Genomic DNA, 21,324 nt, shown 5'->3' with positions numbered 1-21,324 from the left:
CCATGACCTCATCATGATCCGGACACTGGTAGACATATCCCTGTGATTCGCGTGCTTCTGGCCGAGGACCAGCACGTCATCAGGGGCGCCCTGGTGGCCCTGCTCGGCCTCGAACCGGACCTGGAGATCGTGGCGGCGGTCGAGTCGGGCGACGCCGCCGTTCCGTCTGCCCTGGTCCACCGGCCGGACGTCGCGGTGCTCGACATCGACATGCCCGGCACGCTCGACGGCCTGGCCGCCGCGGCCGAGATACGCGCGAAGCTGCCGTCGTGCCGCACGCTCATGCTGACCGGGCACGGCAAGCCGGGGCACCTGCGCCGGGCGCTCGGGGCGCAGGTGGACGGGTTCCTGCTGAAGACCGCGCCGCCGGAGGACCTGGTGGCGGCGATCCGCGACGTCGCGGCGGGCAAGCGGGTCCTCGACCCCTCACTGGCGGTCACCGCCTGGGACCTGGCCGACAACCCGCTGACTCCGCGAGAGGCCGACGTGCTGCGGCTGGCGGCGGGCGGCGCCGACGCGGCCGAGATAGCGGCCAAGCTCTTTCTCGGCGCGGGCACGGTACGCAACTACCTGACCGCCATCGTCGCCAAGCTCAACGCCCGCAACCGTACGGACGCCGTCCGCATCGCCACCGAGGCGGGCTGGATCTAACCGACCATGTGCATGGAGCTCGGCGCCTGGGCCGTCAGCTCGAACCAGTCGTCGTCGCGCTCCGTGCCGAGCCGCCCGTCCAGGGCCGCCAGGCGGGTGGTCAGGTTACCGATCCCGGCCGAACCGGGCCGCCCCTCCGACGAGCGCACGCCGTCGTTGCGTACGCGGAGCCGTACCACCCCGTCCTCCACCACCGTCGTGATCGCACAATGCCGGGCGGAGCTGTGCCTGAGCACGTTGGTCACCGCTTCCCGGAGCACGGTGCCCAGGACGTTCTCCACCTCGGCGGACAGCTCCGCGTGCGCGAGGCCGAGCTCCACCTGGATGCCCGCGGCGGCCAGCACGGACCGTGCCGACTCGGCCTCGGCGGCCAGCGACAGCGTCGGCCGCGCACCGGAGATGACCCGCAGATCCCCCTCCGCCTTCTCGGTCATCGCCAGTACGTCCGTCAACTCGGCCCGGGCCCGCGCGGGGTCCAGGCGTCTGGCCAGCTCGCACTTGAGCAGGATCGCGGCCAGGCTGTGGCCGAGCAGGTCGTGCAGGTCGCGCGCGGCGCGCAGGCGCTCCTCGACCACGGCGGCGCGGGCCAGCGCCTGCCTGGCCTCCTGCAGCTCCCGTACCAGCTGAGCGAGCTTGAGCAGCCCGTACACGACCAGGCCGGTCACGAGTGTGCTCGCGGTGAAGTTGACCGTCAGCGGGACCGGCAGGCCGAGCAGCACCGCGCTTACCGCGACGCTCGCCATCACGCACCCGACCAGCGGCCAGGCCACGCTCCATGGGAACGCGAGCAGGATCGGACCGGCGAGGAACCCGGCCGCGCCCAGCCAGGCCCGCCCGAACACCGGAATCGGCAGGTAGACCAGCAGCGCCAGCAACGCGAGCGCGAGCATGTGACGCCCGTTGATCGAACGGAGCTGCATGACGACGATCACGGCGAGACAGGCCGCGGCGGGCACCATCAGGCTCGCGGGTACGAACAGCAGTGCCTTGATCGAGAAGCCGACCAGCACCGCGGCCAGCAGCGCGACCGACAGCCGGTAGGCGCCCGGGTCCTCGGCCGCCTCCGCCGGTCCCTCGGGCAGGACGGCGTCCACGGTCAGCCGACCCTCGGCGGACAGGCCCGTGGTCAGGCTGCCGCCCGCCGCGCCCAGCTGCCGGGTCAGGTCGGCCAGGCCCTCGTCCTCGGCCGTGCGGGCGCCGTCGTGGGTGACGCGCAGGCGTACCGTCCCGTCGGCGGTGGTGGTCTCGATGACGCACGTCGTGGCCGTGTTCTGGCGTACGGCCTCGGTCACCACCTCGCGCAGCACCGCCGCGAGCAGCGCGCCCGCGGGGCCGAGCGGCTCGGAGTGCCCGACCCGCGTCTCGGTCTCGATCGCCGCGGCCGTCAGCATCGCGCGGGCGGTCGTCATCTCGGGCGCGAGTGACGTGGCGCGGTAGCCCGCGGCGGCGTTCCTGGCGTCGGCCAGGGAGCGGCGGGCGGTGGCGACGACCTCGCCGAGCGTCTCCGCGACTCGTTCGGGTCGATCCACGGCTTGATCCACAACAGAGGTGCGTTCCGGTCGATCCACGGCTTGATCCACAACAGAGGTGCGTTCCGGTCGATCCACGGCTTGATCCACAACGGAGGTGCGTTCGGGTCGATCCACAACAGACCGGACGCCGTCGGCGATCGCCGCGAGCCCTCTGCCGAGGCCGTCGCTCAGCCCGGTGGCGATGCGCAGCCGCTCCTCGGCCGCCGCCGCCAGCGCCAGCGCGAGCCGGGCGGCGTACATCTCGTCCACCCGATCGGTGAGCCGGGTGAGGCCGTAGATCACCAGGGCGATCAGCACCATGCTGATCGCGGGGTCCGCCGGACCGACGACGGCGGCGCTGACCGCCACCAGCGGGGCCAACGGCCAGGCCGGGGTCAGCAGCAGCGATCCGCCCAGAAAGCCGAGGATCCCGACGGAGGTGCCGAAGCCGAGCGTGGCCGCGTAACCGACCAGCGCCTGTACGACCAGCAGCCACGGCCCCCTGAACCGCCGCAGGGAGCGCAGTACGTAGACGAGCTGCAGCCCGAACGCCACGATCGCGAGTGGTGACCCCGCCAGCACATAGACGGACGCGAACCCGGCGAGCACCACGACCACGATCCCCCGCGCCAGGCGCGGCACCGGAACCTGCGACAACTCACTCCCCCGTGTCAGACCGGGGCAAGCCTACGGGTTGTCCGTTTTATGAGGAGGTCATGGGTCTTCGGTGACACGGTCTCTGGTTCGGAGATCCGCGACTCGGCAGAGTCGTTGACGCAAGCCGAACGATCACTGAAGAGGACCCCTGATGCGAAACCTCGCGATACTGTCCGCCGCCGGAGCGGCCACCGCCATCCTTGCCACCGCCCTCGTGACCCCCGCGCAGGCGGCGGCCGTCTCGTGGAGCGCCTGCCCCGCCGGGCCCGGTGTCGACGCGCGACAGGAATGCGCCACGCTGAAGGTGCCCCTGGACTATCAGGCGCCCGGTGGGCCGACGATCTCGCTGGCGGTGTCGCGGATCAGGACCGCCAAACCCGCGTCGCGTCGTGGCGTACTGCTGATCATCCCCGGCGGGCCGGGCAGCCCGGGCCTGAACCGGCCCAGCGTCCAGGTCAAGCGGCTGCCGCAGGACGTGCTCGACCGCTACGACATCATCGGGTTCGACCCGCGTGGCGTGGGCCAGAGCTCCCCCGTCTCCTGCGGGCTGGCGACCGGTGATCTCTCGCTCACCAAGCTCAAGCCGTACCCCGACGCCGACGGCGGCATCGCGGAGAACGCCGCCTGGTCGCGCAGGATCGCCGAGGCCTGCGCCCGCAACGGCGGGCCGCTCATCCGGCACATCAGCACCCGCAACGAGGCCAGGGACATCGACGCCATCCGCCGGGCGCTGGGCGAGAAGAAGCTCTCCTACTGGGGCGTCTCCTACGGCACCTACGCGGGCGCGGTCTACGCCACCATGTTCCCCGAGCGCACCGACCGGGTCGTCCTGGACAGCAACGACGATCCCGATCCGAGCCGGGTGGCGCGGCAGTGGCTGGCCAACTACTCCGTCGGCGTGGAGGACCGCTTCCCCGACTTCGCCAACTGGGCCGCGGCCCGTGACGCCGACTACGGCCTCGGTACTTCCGCGGCGGCGGTCCGCCGTACGTTCCTGGAGCTCGCGGCCGAGCTGGACCGCAAGCCCTTGCCGTGGCCGGGCGCCAACCCCGAGGAGCTGAACGGCAACCTCCTCCGGGAGACCATGCTCAACGCGCTCTACTCCGACGCGAACTTCCCCATGCTGGCCGGGCTCATGCACGCCGCCCTGACCACCGCCGAACTGCCTCCGCCGAACACGCCACCGGCGGCCGTCCTGCAGAACACCGCCGCCCACGCCGGCGCCACCATGTGCAACGACGTCGAGTGGACGGACTCGGTCGCCACGTTCCAGCGGCAGGTGGCGCGCGACCGGATCGCCCACCCGCTCACCGGGGGCATGCCGGTCAACATGGGGCCGTGCGCGTACTGGCCTGTCAAGCCCGCCGAGCCGCCCGTACGGGTCGGCTCGCGCGGCCCGGCCAACGTGCTGCTCATCCAGAACCTGCGTGACCCGGCCACGCCGTACAGCGGCGCGCTGAAGATGCGGCAGGCGTTCGGGCAGCGGGCCCGCATGGTCAGCGTCGACTCCGGTGGCCACGGCGCCTACCTCGCCAACGGCAACGCCTGCGGCGACCAGACCGTCACCGGCTTCCTGACCACCGGCCAGCTGCCGAACCGCGACAAGGCCTGCTGACCGGCCTCGCCGTGAAGGCTCCTCCGTACGGTCACATAGGCCCTTCTCAGGGGCGGCGGCGCGCCGACATGACCAAGGCCACCAGCAGGAACACGCCGAACACCGCGCCCAGCAAGAGCAGCCCGAACCCGAGCAACAGATTCCAATTCCCGAACTCACCGAGAACCGGGAAGGCGGGATCCACGTAGTACATGACGATCCACAGGATGCCGACGATCCATGCGGCAAGCATCGCCACGGCCCAGCGTCGCACCCAGCGTGTGGACCGCGGCGGCGGCGCGGGCGTTCCTTCACGGGGATAGGGCCCAGACACCGATTTCGCTCCTACCGTCAGCCGGGAATCGCGCCGACGACGCTATCGGAGAAGGGGCGGCCATTAAACCCCTTGGCCATTCGGGGACCGATTCCTATGAGCTGGGGACCGAGAAGCGAGGCGATCTACGGGACCCACCACGCGCACGGCGCGTCATCCGCTCTTGACAGCGCGTGTAGGGTTCCGTAAGTGCTTGATCAGCATTCGCGACAAAGGTGATTCGCATGTCATATCCCTCCCATGACCGCCATGATCGCCATCCGGGGTCGGCCCGGCCGAGAGTCAATCCGGCGCGAGTGTGGGGAGGCGGCGTGGCCGCCGCCGTGGTGGCCGCACTGGTCGTGGTCGTCGGAGCCATGATCAGCAACCGGCTCCTGGGCATCCGCGCGCTGACTCCGTACGGGAACTCCGCTTACGGCAGCACGGCGATCACGGGATACGCGATCTCGGCCGCCACGGCCGCGCTCGTCGCGACGCTGCTGCTCTATGTCCTCATGCTGTCGACGCCGGAGCCGACCAAGTTCTTCGGCTGGATCGCCGGGCTCTTCACCGTGATCATCACGATCCTGCCGTTCATGTACTCCGTCGACCTCATCAGGCAGGTCGCCACGGCCGCCATCAACCTCGTCGTCGGCATCGCCATCTTCTCGCTCCTGGCCTCGATCGGCCGCACGGCCATGGACTTCGAGCACGTATCGGACCCCGACCCGTACCCGTACGAGCAGCCCCGGGGGTATGAGCCGCGCGGATACGACCAAGGGGGATACGACCAGCGAGGATACGAACCTCGGGGACACGAGCCCCGGGGACACGAGCAGCGCAGGTACGAGCGCACCCGCGCGTATGAACAGCGCGAATACGAGCAGCGCCGAAGCCGCGACCCGTACAACTGATCGGCTTTTGCCAGCCCGTACTCTTTTCCGGTGATGTGGCATCACCTCTCGGGGCTGACCGAGCATGCTTAAGGGCAGACGCGAGGACCAGGCGGTCGTCGACGGGCTGCTGGAGAGCGCGCGAGCGGGGCGCAGCGGCGCTCTCGTGATCTACGGTGATCCGGGCATCGGCAAGAGCGCCCTGCTGAGAAGCGCCTCCGAACGGGCCACCGATCTGCGCGTGCTCCGCAGCGTCGGGGTGGAGACCGAGGCCGAGCTCCCGTTCGCGGCGCTGCACCAGTTGCTGCGGCCGGAGCTGGCTCGCGCGGAGGCGCTGCCCGAGCGCCAGGCGCTCGCGCTGAAAGGCGCGCTCGGCCTCGGTGCGGCCGCGGGCGAGGACCGTTTCCTCATCGGACTCGGGACGCTGTCCCTGTTGTCGGAGATCGCCGAGGACGGCCCGCTGCTCTGCCTGGTGGACGACGCGCACTGGCTGGACCGGGCCTCCGCGGACGCGCTGGTCTTCGCGGCCAGGCGGCTCGACGCCGAGGGAGTCGTCCTGCTCTTCGCCGCACGTGACGGGTTCAACGCGCAGGGCCTGCCGGAGCGCCGGCTCGGCCCGCTCGACGCGGAGTCGGCCGCCGAGCTGCTGACCGAACGCGACCCGCACCTGGCGGAGAGCCTCAGAAACCGGGTACTGGCCGAGAGCTGCGGCAACCCGCTCGCGTTGATCGAGCTGCCGCGCACCACCGACCCGTTCACTCCGATGCCGCTGCCGCGCCGGATCCAGGAGGCGTACGCGACCCGCATCGCGCGACTGCCGGACGGAGCCCAGCTGATGATCCTGCTCGCCGCCGTCGAGGACACCGGCGACCTGGGCACCGTACTCCGGGCGGCCGAACGGCTCGGGATCGGCGCCGAGTCTCTCGGTACGGCCGAGCGGGCCGGCTTCCTCACGGCCGGCGGCGGCCGCACCTTCGCCGACGCTGGCGGCGTCACTTTCGCGCACCCGCTCATGCGGGCCGCCGCCGTCCATTCGACCGCCTTCGACCGGCGGCTGGTCGCGCACCGGGCGCTGGCCGACGTACTGGACGACCAGGACGACAGGCGGGCCTGGCACCTGGCCGCGGTCGCCCTGGGGCCCGACGAGCAGGTGGCCATCGCGCTGGAACGCGCCGCGGAACGGGCCAGGACACGGCACGGCCACGCGGCGGCGGCGGCCGCGCTCGAACGCGCCGCCGAACTCACCACCGACCCGGGATCGCTGGCCAGACGGCTGACGGAGGCGGCTGTGGCCGCCGCGGACGCGGGGTTGCCCGACCGGGCCCAGGCACTGGCGGAAAGGGCCGCCCGCCTCGTCGACGACCCGCGCTCCATCGCCAGGCTCGCCGGGCTCCGCGCCAGGGTCGCCTTCGAACGCGGCTCCGTCCACACCGCCCACGACATTCTGCTCGCCGGCGCGAGCCGGGTCGCGGAGCTGGACCCGGTCGCCGCCGGTCTCATGCTCATCGACGCGGGACGCAACGCCTGGCAGCTCAGTGACCCGCGGCGGGTCGAGGAGGCCGCCGTACGGCTCCGCCGCCTGCCGCTGCGCGAGGAGGACGGTCTGGACTCCGCCGTGGACGCGGTCGAGGCGGCCGCCGAGTCGCTCGGCCACGGTCCGGCCAGAGCGCTGCCCGGCATGCGCCCGCTGGTGCTCGACGCGCGCGGTATCGAGCGCGGCTCCTACGGTCTGCGGGTCAACGGCGCGTTCGTGGCCGGGCTGGTGGGTGAGTTCGAGGCGCAGCGGGAGATCTCGGCGGCGCTGGTCGAGGAGTGCGGTGCGCTCGGCATGACCGGCTGGCTGCCGCTCGCGCACGTGACGCTGGCCGCGTCCGCGGTCTATCTCGGCCGGTTCACCGACGCCAAGGCCGATGCCGCGGAGGGGCTGCGGATCGCCAGGGACTTCGGCCAGCCACACCGGACCGGCTACCTGGAGGGCATGCTGGCCTGGATCGCCGCCGTCGAGGGCGACGACGCCAGGTGCGCGGAGCTGGCCGCGCGCTGTGCCGAGCATTTCGCCGTGACCGGCATCGCCAACGGCGTGGCCTGGTCGGAGTGGGCCCAGGCGATGCTCGATCTGAGCCGTGGCCGCCACACGCAGGCGCTGGACCGGCTGGAGTCCGCCCTCGCCGGGCCGGTACGCCACCAGATCCAGGCCGTCTACTTCGCTGCCGACCAGGTCGAGGCGGCCGTACGCGCGGGACTGCCGGACCGGGCGAAGGAGCCGCTCGAACGGCTGGCGGAATGGGCCGGCGCGGCCCGGCTCGACTGGGCCGACGCGGTGCTGGCCCGCTGCCACGCGCTCGTCGAGCCGGGCGACGAGCTTTTCTCCGCCGCGCTGAAGCCACACGGCCGGCCCTTGGAACACGCCAGGACCGAACTGGTGTACGGCGAATGGCTCCGCCGCGAGCGGCGCAAGCGCGACGCGCGTACCAAACTGCGTGCCGCGCTGGAGACGTTCCAGCGGCTCGGCGCCGCCCCGTGGGCCGAGCGGGCCGCGGCCGAACTCCGCGCCGCCGGGGAGGTCATCGCCGCTCCCGCCGCCTTCGACAAGCTGGCCGACCTGTCGCCGCAGGAGCTGCAGATCGTCCGGCTGGCCATGACGGGCCTGACGAACCGGGAGATCGGCGCCCGGCTCTTCGTCAGCCCCAAGACCGTCAGCTACCACCTTTACCGGGCCTTCCCCAAGCTCGGCGTCTCCTCCCGGGTGGAGCTGGCCAGGCTGGACCTAGGAGCGGCGTAGCGCGGGCGCCACGGCGGCGGCGACCGCGAGCGCCACGCATCCGGCGATCACCGCGCCGACCGCCGGCCAGGGCACACTGATCGCGATCGGCCCGGCGATCTGGACCAGCGAGCTCCAGAGCCCGCCCAGGCTGATCGCCGCGACGGCGGCGGCCAGCAGCACGCCGATGGCCACGACCAGGAGCGCCTCGCCGGCGACGTACCTCACCACCTGACCACGAGTCGCGCCGAGCAGTCGCAGCGACGCCCGCTCCGAAGTCCGATCGGAAGCCGCCATCAGCAGGATGTTGACCAGCGAGATCGCGGTGTAGGCGAGGATGATGCCGAGCACCACCAGGAGCCCGAGGCGGCTGGCGGAGCCGCGCCGGTCGCCCGTCTCGCTCACCCAGGCGTCCTTGGTGAGCGCCCGCGCGTTGTGCCCCTGCGTGGACCGCCGCAGAGCGGACTCCACATCCCGCGCCGAGGCTCCTGGCCGCAGCTTCACATAGGCCGTGGTCACCGGCGCGGAGAAGGCGTGTGCCGTGGTGACGTAGGAGTCGGACGGCGCGTTCGGGGCGAGCAGCGCGACCACCTTGAGCGAGATCTCGCTGCCGTCGGCCCGCCACAGCTTCGCGCTCTCGCCGAGTTCGAGTTCCCACGTCTCCGAGACCGCGATGGTCCGGTCGTTCAGCTGAGCCAGGGAGCCCTTGGTCACCGGGATGTCGAGCATGCTCCCGAACCGGGCCGGGTCCACGGCCTCGGTAGGCCGCTGGATCAGCGCGGTCTTGCCCTCAAGGGTGTACATACTGGTCGGGGCCGTGGTCGCGATCTCCACCTCGCGGATGGCCCGCAGCCGCTCGACGAGTTGCCGATCCAGTCCTACGGATCCTTCGGGGAGCACCAGGTAGTCGGCCCGTACGGGTGCCGCCTGCATCGCGGTCTTGGCCGCGTCGGTCATCGCGGCCGCGCCGAGCAGCGCGGCGGCCAGTCCCACCGCCACCAGGACCGGTGCCGCCGTCGCCGCGGTCTGCCTGACGGAGGTGGCCGCGGCGGCGGGCACCAAGGTGGCGCCCGCGCCACGAAGGCGGCTCAGCGGTACGGCGAGCAGCCTGGCGACCGGTCGCACGACGACCGGGGCGAGCAGGCCGACGCCCGCCACGAGCAGCATAAGGATCGGCATGAACGACTTGTTGTTGGTGGCGCCCTGCGGATCGCTCACGGCGTTCACCGCCATGCTGATCAGCGCGGCGGTGAACAGCCCCACGCCGACGAGCAGGCGCCCCCAGGTCATCACCCGAGGCTCGATCGCGGCCTCGCGCATGGCCTCCGCCGGGTGCACCCGACCGGCCCGCCTGGCCGCGACGCTCACGCCTGCCAGCGCGACCACCACGCTCACGGCGAAGGCCGTGACCGCCGGCCAGGTCTGCCTGCTCGGCACCAGCCAGGCAGGCGCCATCCCGAGGCCGACCAGCCAATCCAGAATCGGCCCCGCGGCGTACGGCCCGGCCAGCGCCCCCAGCGCGGAGGCGGCCACGGCGACGAATCCGGCCTCTGCGTACACCATGCGCCGCACCTGGCGGCGGGTCGCGCCGACGGTCCGCAACAGCGCGAACTCGCGCCGCCGCTGCGCCACCGCGAACGCGAACGTCGACGACACCACGAAGACGGCGATGAACACGGCGAATCCGGCGGCGATGCCGACGATCGTATTGGCGTTGTTACGGGCCCGCTCGTCGCCCTCGCGGTTGGGATCCATCAGCGCCCGCTGCTGTCCGGTGAGCACGGGTACGCCGCTCGGCCTCGTCCACAGGGCGAGCGCGTCGATGCGCGGAGACAGGCTGGCGGCCTGATCGTCGGTGAAGAACACGGTGGGCGGGCCGTCCGTCACACCCACCACGGTGTACGGCTTCGTCCCCGACCGCGTGATCACACTCACCTTGTCGCCCACCCGGGCTCCCGCGCTCACCACGATTTCCCGCGCGGTCTGCGGCGCCCGGCCTTCGACCAGCCGCTGCGGCGCCGTACGGGACGCCGACCAGGGCCGGCCCACCGCGTCCTGTCCCCCCTCGCCCTGCCCCTGGCCGCTCGCGACCTGCGCGGGGAAGATCCGGTCGACGACCGCGTCAGGAAAGCGGGCGGCCAGCTCGGCGGTCAGGCCGTGTCTCTCCGCCAGCGGCCGGCTCTGCTCTCCCTGCCACGTGTCCACCCGCAACCGCTCGTCGGGCACGACCACGTACGGCGCGGCGGCGTAACGCTGCGGGGCGCGGTCGGGAGAGTCCACAGTGGTGGCCAGCACCTGACCCATCGCGGCGATCAGGGCGGTGCCGAGCGCGAGTGCGAGGAATGTGCCGACGAAGGAGACCAGGCGAGTACGCAGGGTGTGCCACGCGATGTTCAGCACGACTCCTCCAGCATCAGCATGCGGGCCGAGACGGCCTCAGCCGTGGGGTCGAGCAGCTGGCCGCAGATCCGGCCGTCCGCGAGGAACAGGACCCGGTCCGCGTACGCCGCCGCGGCCGGGTCGTGGGTGACCATCACGACCGTCTGCGCATGCCGGTCCACCAGCGAGCGCAGCAGCCTCAGCACGTCCCGGCTGGTGTTGGTGTCCAGCGCGCCGGTCGGCTCGTCGCCGAAGAGCACGGCGGGCCTGGCGACCAGCGCCCTGGCGATGGCCACGCGCTGCTGCTGGCCGCCGGACAGCTCGGCGGGCCGGTGCCCGGCCCGCTCCGCCAGACCGACCGCGTCCAGGCTCTGCCGTACCAGCTCACGGTCCACCCTGCGGCCCGCCAGCTTCAACGGCAGCGCCACGTTCTGCTCCGCGGTCAGGGAGGGCAGCAGATTGAACGACTGGAACACGAATCCGATGCGGTCGCGGCGCAGCAAGGTCAGCTTCCGCTCCGTCAGCCGGGTCAGGTCCCTGCCGTCCACCATGATCCGCCCCGACGTGGGCTTGTCCAGGCCGGCCGCACACTGCAACAACGTGGACTTGCCCGATCCGGACGGCCCCATCACGGCGGTGAAGGTGCCCCGGCCGAACCCGACGCTCACGTTGTCGAGCGCGGTGACACCGTGCGCGTAGTGCTTCGTGACCGCCGTCAACTCAACCGCGGAGTCCAAGGCTTCCATGAGTTTCACGATCAGAACGCTAGGGACGCCGGCCCGCCCGCGGTATCGGACAAGTGACTAGGACCAGACCTCCGCCGCGTTGTTCCCTTCGCCAGGAGCAGGTGCTTGGCGGCCGATTGGGTGCGACCCATGCGTTCATTTTGATCACACATGAGTTCATCTGGAGCCAACGGAGGGCACCAAGTCGGAACGAACAAACCGACCAAAGGGGACATTCAATGCCCAAAGCGATCATCCCCATCGTGTTCGCCCTTGCGATTACCGTGATGCCTCCCGCGGCGGCCGGCGCACGCACGCACCTGGACGTGAACGAACAGGACCGGACCTTCCTCCGGCAGGCGCACCAAGGCAACCTGGCCGAGATCCAGGCCGGACAGGCCGCCCAGGACATGGGCGCCGGCAAGGCGGTCCGGGAGCTGGGCGCCAAACTGGTCAGCGATCACACCAAGATGGACGGCGACGTGAGCCGGGTCGCCAAGCAGGTAGGGGTGGACCTGCCCGACAAGCCGAGCGAGGTCCAGCGCCGCCAGCTCGGGGAGCTGGCCGCCAAGAGCGGCGAAGCATTCGACCGAGCATGGCTGGCCGCGCAGATCGCCGGACACCGCCAGAGTCTCGCCAACGGCGCCAAGGAACTGCGGAAGGGATCCTCGCCGGAGGTGAAGCAGCTCGCCACCGATGCCAAGCCCATCGTCCAGACACACCTGGACCTGCTGATGGAAGCCAAGGGCGGCACCTGAGGCGATCAGCTGTAGGTCCGAGCGCGTCAAAGGTCCAGGATGACGTCCTCACGTGGCCGGGAGCAGCAGATGAGCGCGTCGCCTTCGGCGGGTGCGTCGAGTGGCTCGGGCGAGTAGTCGACGCTTCCGGCCAGCAGGCCGCTCTCACAGTTGTGGCAGACGCCGGTGCGGCATGACCAGCGGGTGGGCACGTCACAGGCTTCGGCGAGCTCCAGCAGGCTCGCGTACGCGGCGCTCCAGCTCACCGTCAGCCCGCTGCGCGCGAAGGAGACCGCGGGCCCGTCGCCTGGCGGACCCGCGGGCGGGTGCACGGGAGTCACCGAGCCGCCGGTGACACCGGGGGTCAGGGACGGGCCGGCGCCGAAGATCTCCGTACGGACATGGGAGGGAGCGAGCGCGGAGGCGGCGAGCGCGACCGGGAGGTCCCGCATGAGCGCGGGAGGGCCGCACACGTACGTGTCGGCGCCGCGTGGCAGGCCGAGATCGCAGAGCAGGTCGAGGGAGAGCCGGCCCCTGGAGTGGTAGTCGACGCCCTGCCGGTCGCCGGGGGCCGGGCGGCTGTAGCAGACGTGCCGGTGCGCATTCGCCAGCCGGCCGAGCAGGTCGCGGCTCTCGTCGGCGAAAGGGTGCTCGGTGCCGTCTCGAGCGCCGTACAGCCACCACACCTCACGAGAGGATCGCTCGGCGGCGAGCGTGTGCAGCATGGCCATCACGGGGGTGGCGCCGATGCCCGCCGAGATGAGGACAACGGGACCGTCACCGGCCACGAGGGTGAAGGCGCCTCGCGGGGCCGCGCACTCGAGAACATCTCCGGTACGCAGATGGGCACGCAGGTATCCGCTGGCCGCCCCGTGCGGCTCCTGCTTGATGCTGAGGCGATACTCCGCGCCGCCCGGCGGGCCGGACAGCGAGTAACTGCGGATGAGCGACGGCCCGCCGCCCTCGGACGGCACCCGAACGGCGAGGAACTGGCCCGGCAACGCGGCAGGAAGCGGGCCGCCGCCGGGCGCGCCAGAACGCGGGTCGCCGTCGGAGGCGGCAGGGAGCGGCGCTCCGTCGGAGGCGGCAGGACGCAGGTCACCGCCGAGCGCGGCAGAACGCGAGTCACCGCCGAGTGCGGCCAGCGTCACGGAGAACACGCTGGCGCTCTCCGCCTCGATCCGCCTCACCCGGAGCGGCCGGAACCCCGGCCAGGCCGGCGGCGGAGAGACGGCGGGGGCCAGCCCCGCGTTGCCGCCCGCCGCGCCGGAAGCGCCGTCGGCCTGGTCGAGCAGCGCCTGCAACGACGTTCTCCAGCCGGGGCTGAGAGCGGGAATGCGCAGCGCCCGCGCGAGCTGCCGACGGGAGTGGCCCGGCAGGTACAGCAGCGCGTCGATGTCGGCGACCGTCACCCCCTCGGGACCGGAGGCGACCTTGACGAACTCCTGCCCCGCCTCCACCCGGCCCTCGACGAGGACTTTCAGGTAGAACCCCGGCCGCCGGTGGGACACCAGCAACGCGGCCATCTGGGGCTCGCCCATCCGCAACCCCACCCGGTAGCAGGTGACACGCGGCTGGGTGACCTCGAACAGGGCCTCGCCCACCTGGAACCGGTCTCCGATACAAACCTCGTCGTCCGGCAGCCCGTCGACGGTGAAGTTCTCCCCGAACTGCCCGTAGGCGAAGTCGTCGCGGCCGAGGTGCTCCTGCCAGTGGCGGTAGGAGTCGAGCTGGTAGACCAGGACGGCACGGTACTCACCGCCATGCCCGGCCAGATCCCCCTGGCCGTCCCCGTCGACGTTGAGCCGCCGCACCATCCGCGGGCCGGCGACGGCGTACTTCCACACGCCGGTATGCACCGTCTTGCCCTGCCAAGCGACGTCCTGCGGAAGACCCACGTTGACCGATACCAGCCGCGCCATGCGTCCCTCCTCGCGTCAGGGTCCGTGCAGGGGGCGTGGACTACCGAACATACAGAACGAATAGCAACAAAACGGTCAGGTACTGTTCGCCGGAACGGAGGGCGGTGCATTGCCTACCATTAAATTATTAGTTAACTTTCCTTTATGAAGTCGCGCCCCCTAGCCGCGCTCACATTGGCCGCGGCCACCCTCATCACCGCATTCAGTTTCGCCTCGCCCGCACAGGCCGAAATACCCGGCTATGTCAAGCAGGGCACCTACGGCTGGCCCGACCAATGCGCCGGGATCGGCTACAACGGTCAGACCAACCACACCTGGCGCCAGTACTACTGCGAAACCGTCATCCCGACCAACTGGAACGCCCCGGGCCTTTACTACCTGTGGGTGCAGTACTAAAACAGCAGCTCTAGGCCGGATCGGCACCGTCAGCGAAGTGCGCCAGAACCATCTCGACCAGTGCGGCCACGTCGGCGTCGACCATCGGCTCGCCGGTCATGCCCATCCGGTGGAGCAAGGTCCCGACGACGACGTCAATGAAGAACAGGACCCGATTCTCCGGCTCGCCCAGCGCTTTCTGGAGCGCGAGCCGGTACGGGTCCTGCAACCGCGCGGACAGCCCGCCGCTCCCGAACGTGTCCCCAGCCGCCAGGTAGGCCCGGAACTCCTATAGCTCCGGCCAGCCGCCACCCGGTTGATCAGTGGGTACGGCGACGGGGCGCCAGAACGTCAGTGACCTTGGCGATGGCCTCGGCTCCGGGTTTGATGTAGCGCATGGCGGTGCGAGGGTTCTTGTGCCGGGTCTTACCCATGATGAGCTGTAGCGGGACTTCGGCCTCGCCGAGGTGGGTGGCGGCGGAGTGGCGTAGCTGGTGCAGGTCGAGACCGGCGTACTTCTCCAGCAGGACGCGGGCGCGGTCGTAGCCGAGCCGGGCGCGGCCGGTGTGCGGGCAGATGTCGTCGGCCGCCGGGCGGCGGGCCGGGACGGGGCGCCGTTCGGACAAGAACACCGGCCCGTGCGTGCGCGTGCTGCCGTCGGGCAGCCGGAGCAGACGGGGCAGCAGGTGGGCGGTGCCGCTGTCCCAATACACCCACTCCATGGCGCCGCCCTTGGACCGGACGGGGGCGCGCCGATGCTCCAGGTCGAGGTCCTCGACGTTGAGCGCGAGGATCTCGGCCGCTCTGGCCGCCGTTTCATAGAGCATCCGCCACAGCGCCCGCTCGCGAAGGGGGATGTCGCGGCGTGACAGCAGCCGGTGGATGGTGGTCTTGGCCACGGCGCGGGTCTCGTCGGCGCTCTCCTTGCGGCGTTCGGCGTCGGCCGGGACCGACGGCGCGGCCCAGTGCTTCTTGAGGCACCAGGACAGCCAGGAGGCGATGGCGGCGCGGTTGCGGTTCCAGGTCGCCGGCGCGCTCGCCCCCCACAACTCGGCGAGCGCCTGGCCGATCTCGGCGTCGGCAACTTCGGCGAGCGGCCGGTCCCGGCCGACCAGCGCGATGACCCGGTCGATGGCCGAGGCGTAAGCGCGATGCGTGTTGAGGTTGGCCGTGCGCTGGGTGGCCAGGAAGGCGTCGGCGGCCGCGGCGAGGCTGACGTCTCCGCCGCGCAGCGCGGCGACCTTCGGCGCGGCGCTCATGCCGAGCGCCGCGCGACGTCCGGTGCGATGTACCGGATAACGTGCCGGAGTCGCGCACCGTCCCGGCGAGACGTTCTCCTGGTCGGCGCCCCGCGATGATCGCTCATGTACGTGATAATAGACAATTATCACGTACATGCGCAGATAGGAGCGGGCCTCAGGGCGTCCCTGACTTGGACCTGTGGCCGAAGGCCCCTGATCAGATGGTGGCTACCCGGGCCTCCGCGGCGGTCTTGATCGAGTCGAGCCAGCGGGTCAGCTCGGCGTGCAGCTTCGCGCTGTTGTAGAAGAGCCCGAGCAGGGTTCCGGCCATCGACTCCTCAGTTCGCAGGAGCGTGGTGCCGTCCTCACGGGTGGTGATGACGGTGTCTACGGGGACCGGCGGTGATCAGGCGATGATCGCATTCACAAGGCCGCCGTCGATGACCAAGTCCTGGCCGTTGATGTAAGACGCCTCACGGGAGGCGAGAAACGCCACTGCTGTGGCAATCTCCTCCGGTTGGCCGAATCTCCCCGCCGCGATACGACCGGTGATGGCCGCGGTCTCTGTCTCGCTCAACGCCGCAGCGGGATACATCGGAGTGTCGATGTATCCGGGACTGATCGAGTTGACGCGGATGCCCCGGGGCGCGAGATCCGCCGCAAGAGTGCGGGCCAGGTTGTGCACGGCCGCCTTGGTAGCCGAGTACAGCGTGAGGATGCCGTTGCCGCGGTGCAAGGTCCAGGAGGCGTTGATGACAATGGAGCCGTTCTCGGCGATCAGCGGCAATGCCTTCTGGATCGTGAAGAACACGCCTTTGAAGTTCACGTCGACGGTGTGATCGAAGTCGGTCTCGGTGATGTCGGCGAAGGGTGCGAAGGCGCCCACTCCGGCGTTGGCGAAGACGACGTCCAGCCTGCCGAATCGCGTCCTGATCGTGTTCATCAGGGCGTCCAGGGCCTTGAGGTCGGTTGTGTCCGCCACCACGCCGAGAGCGCGCGGGCCGAGCATGGCGGTGGCCTGGTCCACGCGTTGCCGGGTGCGGCCGGTGACGATTACGTGGGCGCCCTCGGCGATGAGGCGGTGTGCGGCGGCCAGTCCCATGCCGCTCGTGCCGCCGGTGATCAAGGCGGTCTTGTCGGTGAAGCGTGTCATGCGAGTGCTCCAGAGATCCAGTCGGCGGCCGTGGCCAGCCAGTCGGGGCGGGCGTTGCCGAGCAGGTGGTCGCCATGTGGCAGGGACACGTAGCGCCCGTGCGGTGCCAGGCGGGCCAGTGGCTCGCCGTTGGCCACGCCGGGGATGACGTCCTGGCCGCCGTCGATGACCAGCAGCGGGCAGGTGATCTGCGGGGCGAGGGCGGACAGGTCCACCTGGCCGGCGAAGCGGCGGGCCGCTTCTTCGCCACCGGCCCGCTGAATGAGGAGATCCCGTACGGGAGGTGGCAGGACGTCCCAGTGCAGCCGGAAGGGGCCACTGACGGTGACGGCGGCCGCGACGCGGCTCTCCCGGGCGGCGCTTTCTGCGACGTAGTAGCCGCCGAGGCTGAGCCCGACGAGTCCCACGTTCCGCGGGCCGAGTGTGTCGATGACCTGGCCGATCACGTGGTGATAGTCGGCGCGGACGGTGCTGGTGGCGGCGAGCGCGCCCTGTCCCGGCCCGTCCATGGCGAACACGGCCATGCCCCGGCGCAGCAGGGCGGTGACGACGTCGTGGAACTCCTCCTTGCCGGAGTCCAGCCCAGGAACCACCACCACCGTCGCGGCGGCATCGGCTGGACCGCGCAACCAGCCGGTGAAGCCCGGCCCTTCGATCCGGCGCGCCTGCGGCTCCAGCAACTCCAGCGCCCGTCCCATGGCGGTGTCCGCCTCGGCCGCCGCGAGCGCGCTCTGGCGGTTCGGTCCCAGGGTGGCGAAGTGGAACCAGCGCGCCGCCGCCTGGAGGTGCTCGCCCGTTGAGATCGCCGTGGCCGCCTGCCCGGCGCGCGCCAAGTGCTCGCGTGCGGCGCGCATGAAGACCTCGCCCCACTGGTCCAGGTCCGTCAGGTCGCCGGTGACGCGCAGGTACTCGTGCGGGTCCAGCCCGGCTCCGGTGGCGCGTGACAGGTTGGCGGCGGCGAAGTCCGCAGCGCTCATCGCGATGCTCCGATCGTCAGTACGGCCTTGCCGCGGATCCGGCGTTCCCGCAGGTCGACCAGGACGTCGGCGGTCCGGCTCCAGTCGGCGGTGCGGCCGATCTCGGGGTGCAGCCGCCCGCCGGCCGCCAGACGTACCAGGGCGGCCAGGTCAGGACCATACGGTGTGCCCGCGTAGTGGAAGTGCCGGATCACGGCGTTCTGCGGCCCGGCCAGCAGGTCGAAGAAGTTCACCGTCGCAGGGGTACGGCTGGCCTGCCCAAACCACACCAGCAGGCCATCCGGCACCAGCCGGGCCAGCGCGGCCGGGAGCGCGTTGCCGCCGGTGGACTCCAGCACCACGTCGAACGGCCCGTCCGTCTCGTCCACGTCGCGCACGATCGCAGCGGCGCCCAGCTCGCGCAGGCGCGCGCCGCGCTCTGCCGTGGCGGTCACCGCGGTCACCTCCGCCCCGGCCGCGGCGGCCAGCTCGGTCAGATAATGCCCCACCCCGCCGGAGGCCCCGGTCAGCAGCAGTCGCCTGCCCGTCACGGCGCCGGCCGTGCGAAGCAGCCGCAGCGCGGTGATCCCGGCCAGTGGCAGAGCGGCCGCCTGCACGGTGGTAAGCCCATCGGGCAGGACAGCGATCGAATGGGTGGGCACGGCCGCGTACTCGGCCCAGCCGCCCATGAGCGGATGGCCCACCACCCGGCTGCCGGCCGATGGGCCCGAGCCGTCGGCGGCGGCCTGCACGACCAGTCCAGCGACGTCCTTGCCCGGCTGCAGACCGGGCTCCGGCGTTTCCAGCAGGAACGTCTCTCCGCGATTCGGGGAGAACGCCTCAACCTTGATCAGCACCTCGTCCGGGGCGGGCACGGGCTGAGCGGCCTGGGCAAACTCCACAGGCCGCGAGGCATCTCCCGTAGGGATCAATCTACGCATGTGGCCATGAAACCGGCGAGCGGATCGCCTGAGCCAACAACGGACGCGAGGAGCCGACAACCATGGGTTGTCGCCTATGGTGACAGCCGTGGACTTGGACCTGGCGCAGGTGCGCGCGTTCGTACAGGCGGCAGAAGAGCTGCACTTCGGCCACGCGGCCGAGGAGCTGTCGATCTCCCAGCAGGCCCTCTCGAAGCGGATCGCCCGCCTGGAGTCCACGCTCGGCAGGCGCCTGCTCGACCGCGGTGGCCAGGGGGTGCGCCTCACCCAGGCCGGCCAGCATTTCCTGGAGCCCGCCCGGCAGGCGCTGGCCGCCGCCGACCTGGCCGTGGCGGCGCTGCTGGACACACACCGCCCGCTGCGGATCGACGTGTGGGGCCACTTGTACGCCCCCATGCGCACCCTGGCCCAGGTGGCGACCGGTGAGCCGCGGCTGGAACTCGGCCACGGCCGCGACCTGCCGACGGTGATCACCGCGCTGCTGCATGGCGACATCGATGCCGCCTTCGGCCGCGTCCACGCGCCGCTGCCCGCAGGGCTGACCCATCGCCTGGTACGGCTGGAACCCATGGACGCCATCCTCCACGCCGATCATCCGCTGGCGAACGCGCCCGCGATCCGTCCGGCGCAGTTGCGCGACGGCGTGCTGTGGACTCCCGGCGCGCTCCACCGGCTGGACTTCCTGCATCGCTTCGCCATGGCCTTCGGCATCCACCAGCACGCCGAAGGCACGAACCTGGGACTGGACCGCCTGCTGGCCGACCTGGCGGCCGACACGCACCGCTTCAGCCTGCTGCCCGCAGACCTGCCCCTCCCGCCGCACCCGGCGATCCGCTCGGTCCCGCTGATCGACCCCACACCGCTGTACGCCTGGTCACTGCTCTGGCGCGGCAACGGCGGCCACCCACTGCTGGACACCTTGACAAGCGCCTTCGTGACGGAGGCCGAGCGCAATCGGTGGCTGGAACACGATCCCGCCCGCGATTGGCTACCCGAGTGCCACAGCACGGACGCCAGCGCATTGACTACATCATGAGGAGCCTGGTCGGCCAACGGCCCGTGCGCGAGTGCAGGCGATTGCGTAGTGAGTAGGCGGCGCAAAACATGAGGTAGCGCCGGAACCACCGCACAGTCCCGCCCGGAGGTGCGCTCACGCGGCGGTGAGATCAAGCCGGGTCTCCATGTCCAACCGGAACCGGCCATAGGGGTTCACATGAGCCCAAAACAGCGGGCTGAGGGCTCGCCGGTCTTCCTCCGTCAGCTTGCCGGCCCACTGCGGATCTCGCAGAACGGCCTGAAGGAGCTGGGTATTAATGAACACCAGCGAGGACTGCAGCAGGTGCAGGGTGAGCATGGACACCTCGGCGTGCTCACGGTCGGCCCCGGTCAGAACGCCTTCACGCCCGTAGAAGATCTTGTCGTTGGCGCTGTTCCAGTTCTCCACGACCTGCAGGCCGCTGTTGATCTCCCGGCGCAGCTGCTCATCGGCGAGATAGTCGCAGGCGAAAATCGTGCGCACGACCCGGCCGAGTTCCTCCAGGGGCAGATAGCCCGGATGCTTGGGGCCGTTGCCCTTCATGAAGCGGCGCAGCACCTGCTCGGTCTCGGCCGTGCGCAGCCGCAGGGCCGTCGCGTACTTGATCATCTGGTCGTAGTTGCGGGCGATGAGGTCCCAGTTGATCGGCCGCTTCTTGAGGATCTTGTCCACCTTCGGCCACGCGGCCTGAGCGGCCTCGGGGCTGTACAACTCGATCGCGCCGATGTTCTTCATCCGGGGCAGCAGCTTGCAGCCCAGCAGTTCGGTGAAGGCGAACCCGACCGTGGTCGCGCCGTGGGTGTCAGTGTAATTCGCCTCGACCTCGGCGTTGGTGCAGTGCCGCAGCAGACCCTCGATCATCGCCGCCACCTCCGAGGAGGAACACGACTTCAGCTGGGAGTAGATACACAAGCGGCCCTTGTCGACGGTCGGGTAGCCGGGGCCCATTGCTGGAACCCCGGCCCCCTCAGAACCGGGCGAGCGGCTTGCACCGCACCACGGCTCAAGCAGGTCACTGGGACCGCGCCGCATCGCTTGCTTCGATCGCGTGATGCTGCTGATGGCATTGCGAGTGCAGGAGGATGAGGTTCTTCAGCTCATTGCCGCCGCCGTGCTGGCGGTGCACGATGTGGTGCACATTCAGCGTCCGGCGAAGCGAGTCGAACCAGGACATCCAGTCGTGGATGTTGTCCGGCTCGAACTCGGCTCCTTCGACGAGGTCGAGGCCGCACCGTGCGCATCGGCCGCGCTGGCGGACCGCCAGAGCCTGGATGAACTTGTTCTCCAGGCCCAGCTTGGTCCGCCTGGCCGCGCGCTCGGTCCAGTAGCCCGTCAGCGCCGGATCGTCCTTGGAATGGGTTCCAAAGACGGACACGTGGCGGACGATCCGGGTCATCGCGGCGGGCTTGATGTAGGCCGAATCTTCTCCGAAGATCCAGCGGTTCTCACTCCCGGCGATCCGCTTGCCCCAGTACCGGG

19 protein-coding genes are annotated in these 21,324 nt (G+C 70.8%); 7 read left to right on the top strand and 12 right to left on the bottom strand.

The window, feature by feature from the left end:
* The first annotated feature begins 42 nt into the window (after positions 1 to 42).
* Positions 43 to 651 (top strand): DNA-binding response regulator, encoded by a 609-nt coding sequence (locus ACGFJ2_RS06405; protein ID WP_393465384.1) that lies wholly within the window; start codon positions 43 to 45, stop codon positions 649 to 651.
* On the opposite strand, the gene ACGFJ2_RS06400 is transcribed toward ACGFJ2_RS06405, so the two are convergent.
* Positions 648 to 2,819: a histidine kinase gene (locus ACGFJ2_RS06400; protein ID WP_393465381.1), complete on the bottom strand. Its 2,172-nt coding sequence runs from the start codon at positions 2,817 to 2,819 to the stop codon at positions 648 to 650. The two genes, ACGFJ2_RS06405 and ACGFJ2_RS06400, sit on opposite strands and share 4 nt — an antisense overlap.
* Positions 2,820 to 2,970: 151 nt before the next feature.
* Here ACGFJ2_RS06400 and ACGFJ2_RS06395 point away from each other — a divergent pair, with 151 nt between their 5' ends.
* Positions 2,971 to 4,434 (top strand): alpha/beta hydrolase, encoded by a 1,464-nt coding sequence (locus ACGFJ2_RS06395; RefSeq protein ID WP_393465378.1) that lies wholly within the window; start codon positions 2,971 to 2,973, stop codon positions 4,432 to 4,434.
* Positions 4,435 to 4,480: 46 nt separating this feature from the next.
* Here ACGFJ2_RS06395 and ACGFJ2_RS06390 read toward each other — a convergent pair whose 3' ends face one another.
* Complete coding sequence (locus ACGFJ2_RS06390; RefSeq protein ID WP_393465375.1) at positions 4,481 to 4,747, bottom strand: cell division protein CrgA; 267 nt, start codon at positions 4,745 to 4,747, stop codon at positions 4,481 to 4,483.
* Positions 4,748 to 4,971: 224 nt separating this feature from the next.
* Here ACGFJ2_RS06390 and ACGFJ2_RS06385 point away from each other — a divergent pair, with 224 nt between their 5' ends.
* Together ACGFJ2_RS06385 and ACGFJ2_RS06380 are read left to right on the top strand one after the other, a co-directional pair.
* Positions 4,972 to 5,640, top strand: a complete 669-nt coding sequence (locus ACGFJ2_RS06385) for a DUF6069 family protein (RefSeq protein WP_393465373.1) — start codon at positions 4,972 to 4,974, stop codon at positions 5,638 to 5,640.
* Positions 5,641 to 5,704: 64 nt separating this feature from the next.
* Positions 5,705 to 8,401: an AAA family ATPase gene (locus ACGFJ2_RS06380; protein ID WP_393465370.1), complete on the top strand. Its 2,697-nt coding sequence runs from the start codon at positions 5,705 to 5,707 to the stop codon at positions 8,399 to 8,401.
* Here ACGFJ2_RS06380 and ACGFJ2_RS06375 read toward each other — a convergent pair.
* The gene (locus ACGFJ2_RS06375; RefSeq protein WP_393465367.1) at positions 8,387 to 10,780 is read right to left on the bottom strand and encodes an FtsX-like permease family protein; all 2,394 of its coding nucleotides are present in this window, start codon (positions 10,778 to 10,780) and stop codon (positions 8,387 to 8,389) included. The two genes, ACGFJ2_RS06380 and ACGFJ2_RS06375, sit on opposite strands and share 15 nt — an antisense overlap.
* The gene (locus ACGFJ2_RS06370) at positions 10,774 to 11,505 is read right to left on the bottom strand and encodes an ABC transporter ATP-binding protein (protein ID WP_357949499.1); all 732 of its coding nucleotides are present in this window, start codon (positions 11,503 to 11,505) and stop codon (positions 10,774 to 10,776) included. Before ACGFJ2_RS06370 ends, ACGFJ2_RS06375 begins: the two co-directional genes overlap by 7 nt.
* Before the next feature lie 218 nt (positions 11,506 to 11,723).
* On the opposite strand from ACGFJ2_RS06370, the gene ACGFJ2_RS06365 reads away from it, so the two are divergent.
* On the top strand, positions 11,724 to 12,242 hold the full coding sequence (locus ACGFJ2_RS06365) for a DUF4142 domain-containing protein (protein ID WP_393465364.1): 519 nt from the start codon (positions 11,724 to 11,726) through the stop codon (positions 12,240 to 12,242).
* 26 nt (positions 12,243 to 12,268) lie between these two features.
* On the opposite strand, the gene ACGFJ2_RS06360 is transcribed toward ACGFJ2_RS06365, so the two are convergent.
* Positions 12,269 to 14,143, bottom strand: a complete 1,875-nt coding sequence (locus tag ACGFJ2_RS06360; RefSeq protein ID WP_393465361.1) for an MOSC domain-containing protein — start codon at positions 14,141 to 14,143, stop codon at positions 12,269 to 12,271.
* A gap of 144 nt (positions 14,144 to 14,287) precedes the next feature.
* On the opposite strand from ACGFJ2_RS06360, the gene ACGFJ2_RS06355 reads away from it, so the two are divergent.
* Positions 14,288 to 14,539 (top strand): hypothetical protein, encoded by a 252-nt coding sequence (locus ACGFJ2_RS06355; protein ID WP_357949241.1) that lies wholly within the window; start codon positions 14,288 to 14,290, stop codon positions 14,537 to 14,539.
* 10 nt (positions 14,540 to 14,549) lie between these two features.
* Here the strand turns inward: ACGFJ2_RS06355 and ACGFJ2_RS06350 are convergent, their stop codons facing one another.
* The 5 genes from ACGFJ2_RS06350 to ACGFJ2_RS06330 all read right to left on the bottom strand — a co-directional run bounded on the left by ACGFJ2_RS06350 (position 14,550) and on the right by ACGFJ2_RS06330 (position 18,770).
* Positions 14,550 to 14,747 carry a hypothetical protein gene (locus tag ACGFJ2_RS06350; protein WP_393465358.1) on the bottom strand — a complete coding sequence of 66 codons (198 nt, stop codon included), beginning with the start codon at positions 14,745 to 14,747 and terminating at the stop codon, positions 14,550 to 14,552.
* A gap of 91 nt (positions 14,748 to 14,838) precedes the next feature.
* Positions 14,839 to 15,915: a tyrosine-type recombinase/integrase gene (locus ACGFJ2_RS06345; RefSeq protein WP_393465355.1), complete on the bottom strand. Its 1,077-nt coding sequence runs from the start codon at positions 15,913 to 15,915 to the stop codon at positions 14,839 to 14,841.
* Between the two features lie 250 nt (positions 15,916 to 16,165).
* Entirely contained in the window at positions 16,166 to 16,912 is a 747-nt protein-coding gene (locus ACGFJ2_RS06340) for an SDR family NAD(P)-dependent oxidoreductase (protein ID WP_393465353.1), read from the bottom strand.
* Positions 16,909 to 17,889: an alpha/beta fold hydrolase gene (locus ACGFJ2_RS06335; protein ID WP_393465350.1), complete on the bottom strand. Its 981-nt coding sequence runs from the start codon at positions 17,887 to 17,889 to the stop codon at positions 16,909 to 16,911. Before ACGFJ2_RS06335 ends, ACGFJ2_RS06340 begins: the two co-directional genes overlap by 4 nt.
* Entirely contained in the window at positions 17,886 to 18,770 is an 885-nt protein-coding gene (locus tag ACGFJ2_RS06330; protein ID WP_393465347.1) for a zinc-binding dehydrogenase, read from the bottom strand. The genes ACGFJ2_RS06335 and ACGFJ2_RS06330 overlap by 4 nt, the downstream gene beginning before the upstream one ends.
* 127 nt (positions 18,771 to 18,897) lie before the next feature.
* Between ACGFJ2_RS06330 and ACGFJ2_RS06325 the strand changes: the two genes are divergently transcribed.
* Positions 18,898 to 19,845, top strand: a complete 948-nt coding sequence (locus tag ACGFJ2_RS06325; RefSeq protein WP_393465345.1) for a LysR family transcriptional regulator — start codon at positions 18,898 to 18,900, stop codon at positions 19,843 to 19,845.
* Between the two features lie 114 nt (positions 19,846 to 19,959).
* Here ACGFJ2_RS06325 and ACGFJ2_RS06320 read toward each other — a convergent pair whose 3' ends face one another.
* Together ACGFJ2_RS06320 and ACGFJ2_RS06315 are read right to left on the bottom strand one after the other, a co-directional pair.
* On the bottom strand, positions 19,960 to 20,793 hold the full coding sequence (locus tag ACGFJ2_RS06320; protein ID WP_393465342.1) for a Tn3 family transposase: 834 nt from the start codon (positions 20,791 to 20,793) through the stop codon (positions 19,960 to 19,962).
* A 64-nt stretch (positions 20,794 to 20,857) separates the two neighbouring features.
* A partial coding sequence (locus tag ACGFJ2_RS06315; RefSeq protein WP_393465339.1) for an HNH endonuclease occupies positions 20,858 to 21,324 on the bottom strand: 467 nt, incomplete at its 5' end.

The sequence above is a fragment of the Nonomuraea sp. NPDC049028 genome, assembly GCF_043197735.1.
Classification (GTDB): domain Bacteria; phylum Actinomycetota; class Actinomycetes; order Streptosporangiales; family Streptosporangiaceae; genus Nonomuraea.
Note: the sequence above shows the minus strand (reverse complement) of the source record. Positions and strands in the feature narration are given on the sequence as shown.

Bases quoted from the DNA above. Each gene is read 5' to 3' on its own strand.
- ACGFJ2_RS06380 (WP_393465370.1), top strand. From the start codon at position 5,705: ATGCTTAAGGGCAGACGCGAGGACCAGGCGGTCGTCGACGGGCTGCTG.
- ACGFJ2_RS06355 (WP_357949241.1), top strand. From the start codon at position 14,288: ATGAAGTCGCGCCCCCTAGCCGCGCTCACATTGGCCGCGGCCACCCTC.
- ACGFJ2_RS06365 (WP_393465364.1), top strand. From the start codon at position 11,724: ATGCCCAAAGCGATCATCCCCATCGTGTTCGCCCTTGCGATTACCGTG.
- ACGFJ2_RS06395 (WP_393465378.1), top strand. From the start codon at position 2,971: ATGCGAAACCTCGCGATACTGTCCGCCGCCGGAGCGGCCACCGCCATC.
- ACGFJ2_RS06370 (WP_357949499.1), bottom strand. From the start codon at position 11,505: ATGGAAGCCTTGGACTCCGCGGTTGAGTTGACGGCGGTCACGAAGCAC.
- ACGFJ2_RS06320 (WP_393465342.1), bottom strand. From the start codon at position 20,793: ATGGGCCCCGGCTACCCGACCGTCGACAAGGGCCGCTTGTGTATCTAC.
- ACGFJ2_RS06345 (WP_393465355.1), bottom strand. From the start codon at position 15,915: ATGTACGTGATAATTGTCTATTATCACGTACATGAGCGATCATCGCGG.
- ACGFJ2_RS06360 (WP_393465361.1), bottom strand. From the start codon at position 14,143: ATGGCGCGGCTGGTATCGGTCAACGTGGGTCTTCCGCAGGACGTCGCT.
- ACGFJ2_RS06340 (WP_393465353.1), bottom strand. From the start codon at position 16,912: ATGACACGCTTCACCGACAAGACCGCCTTGATCACCGGCGGCACGAGC.
- ACGFJ2_RS06335 (WP_393465350.1), bottom strand. From the start codon at position 17,889: ATGAGCGCTGCGGACTTCGCCGCCGCCAACCTGTCACGCGCCACCGGA.
- ACGFJ2_RS06385 (WP_393465373.1), top strand. From the start codon at position 4,972: ATGTCATATCCCTCCCATGACCGCCATGATCGCCATCCGGGGTCGGCC.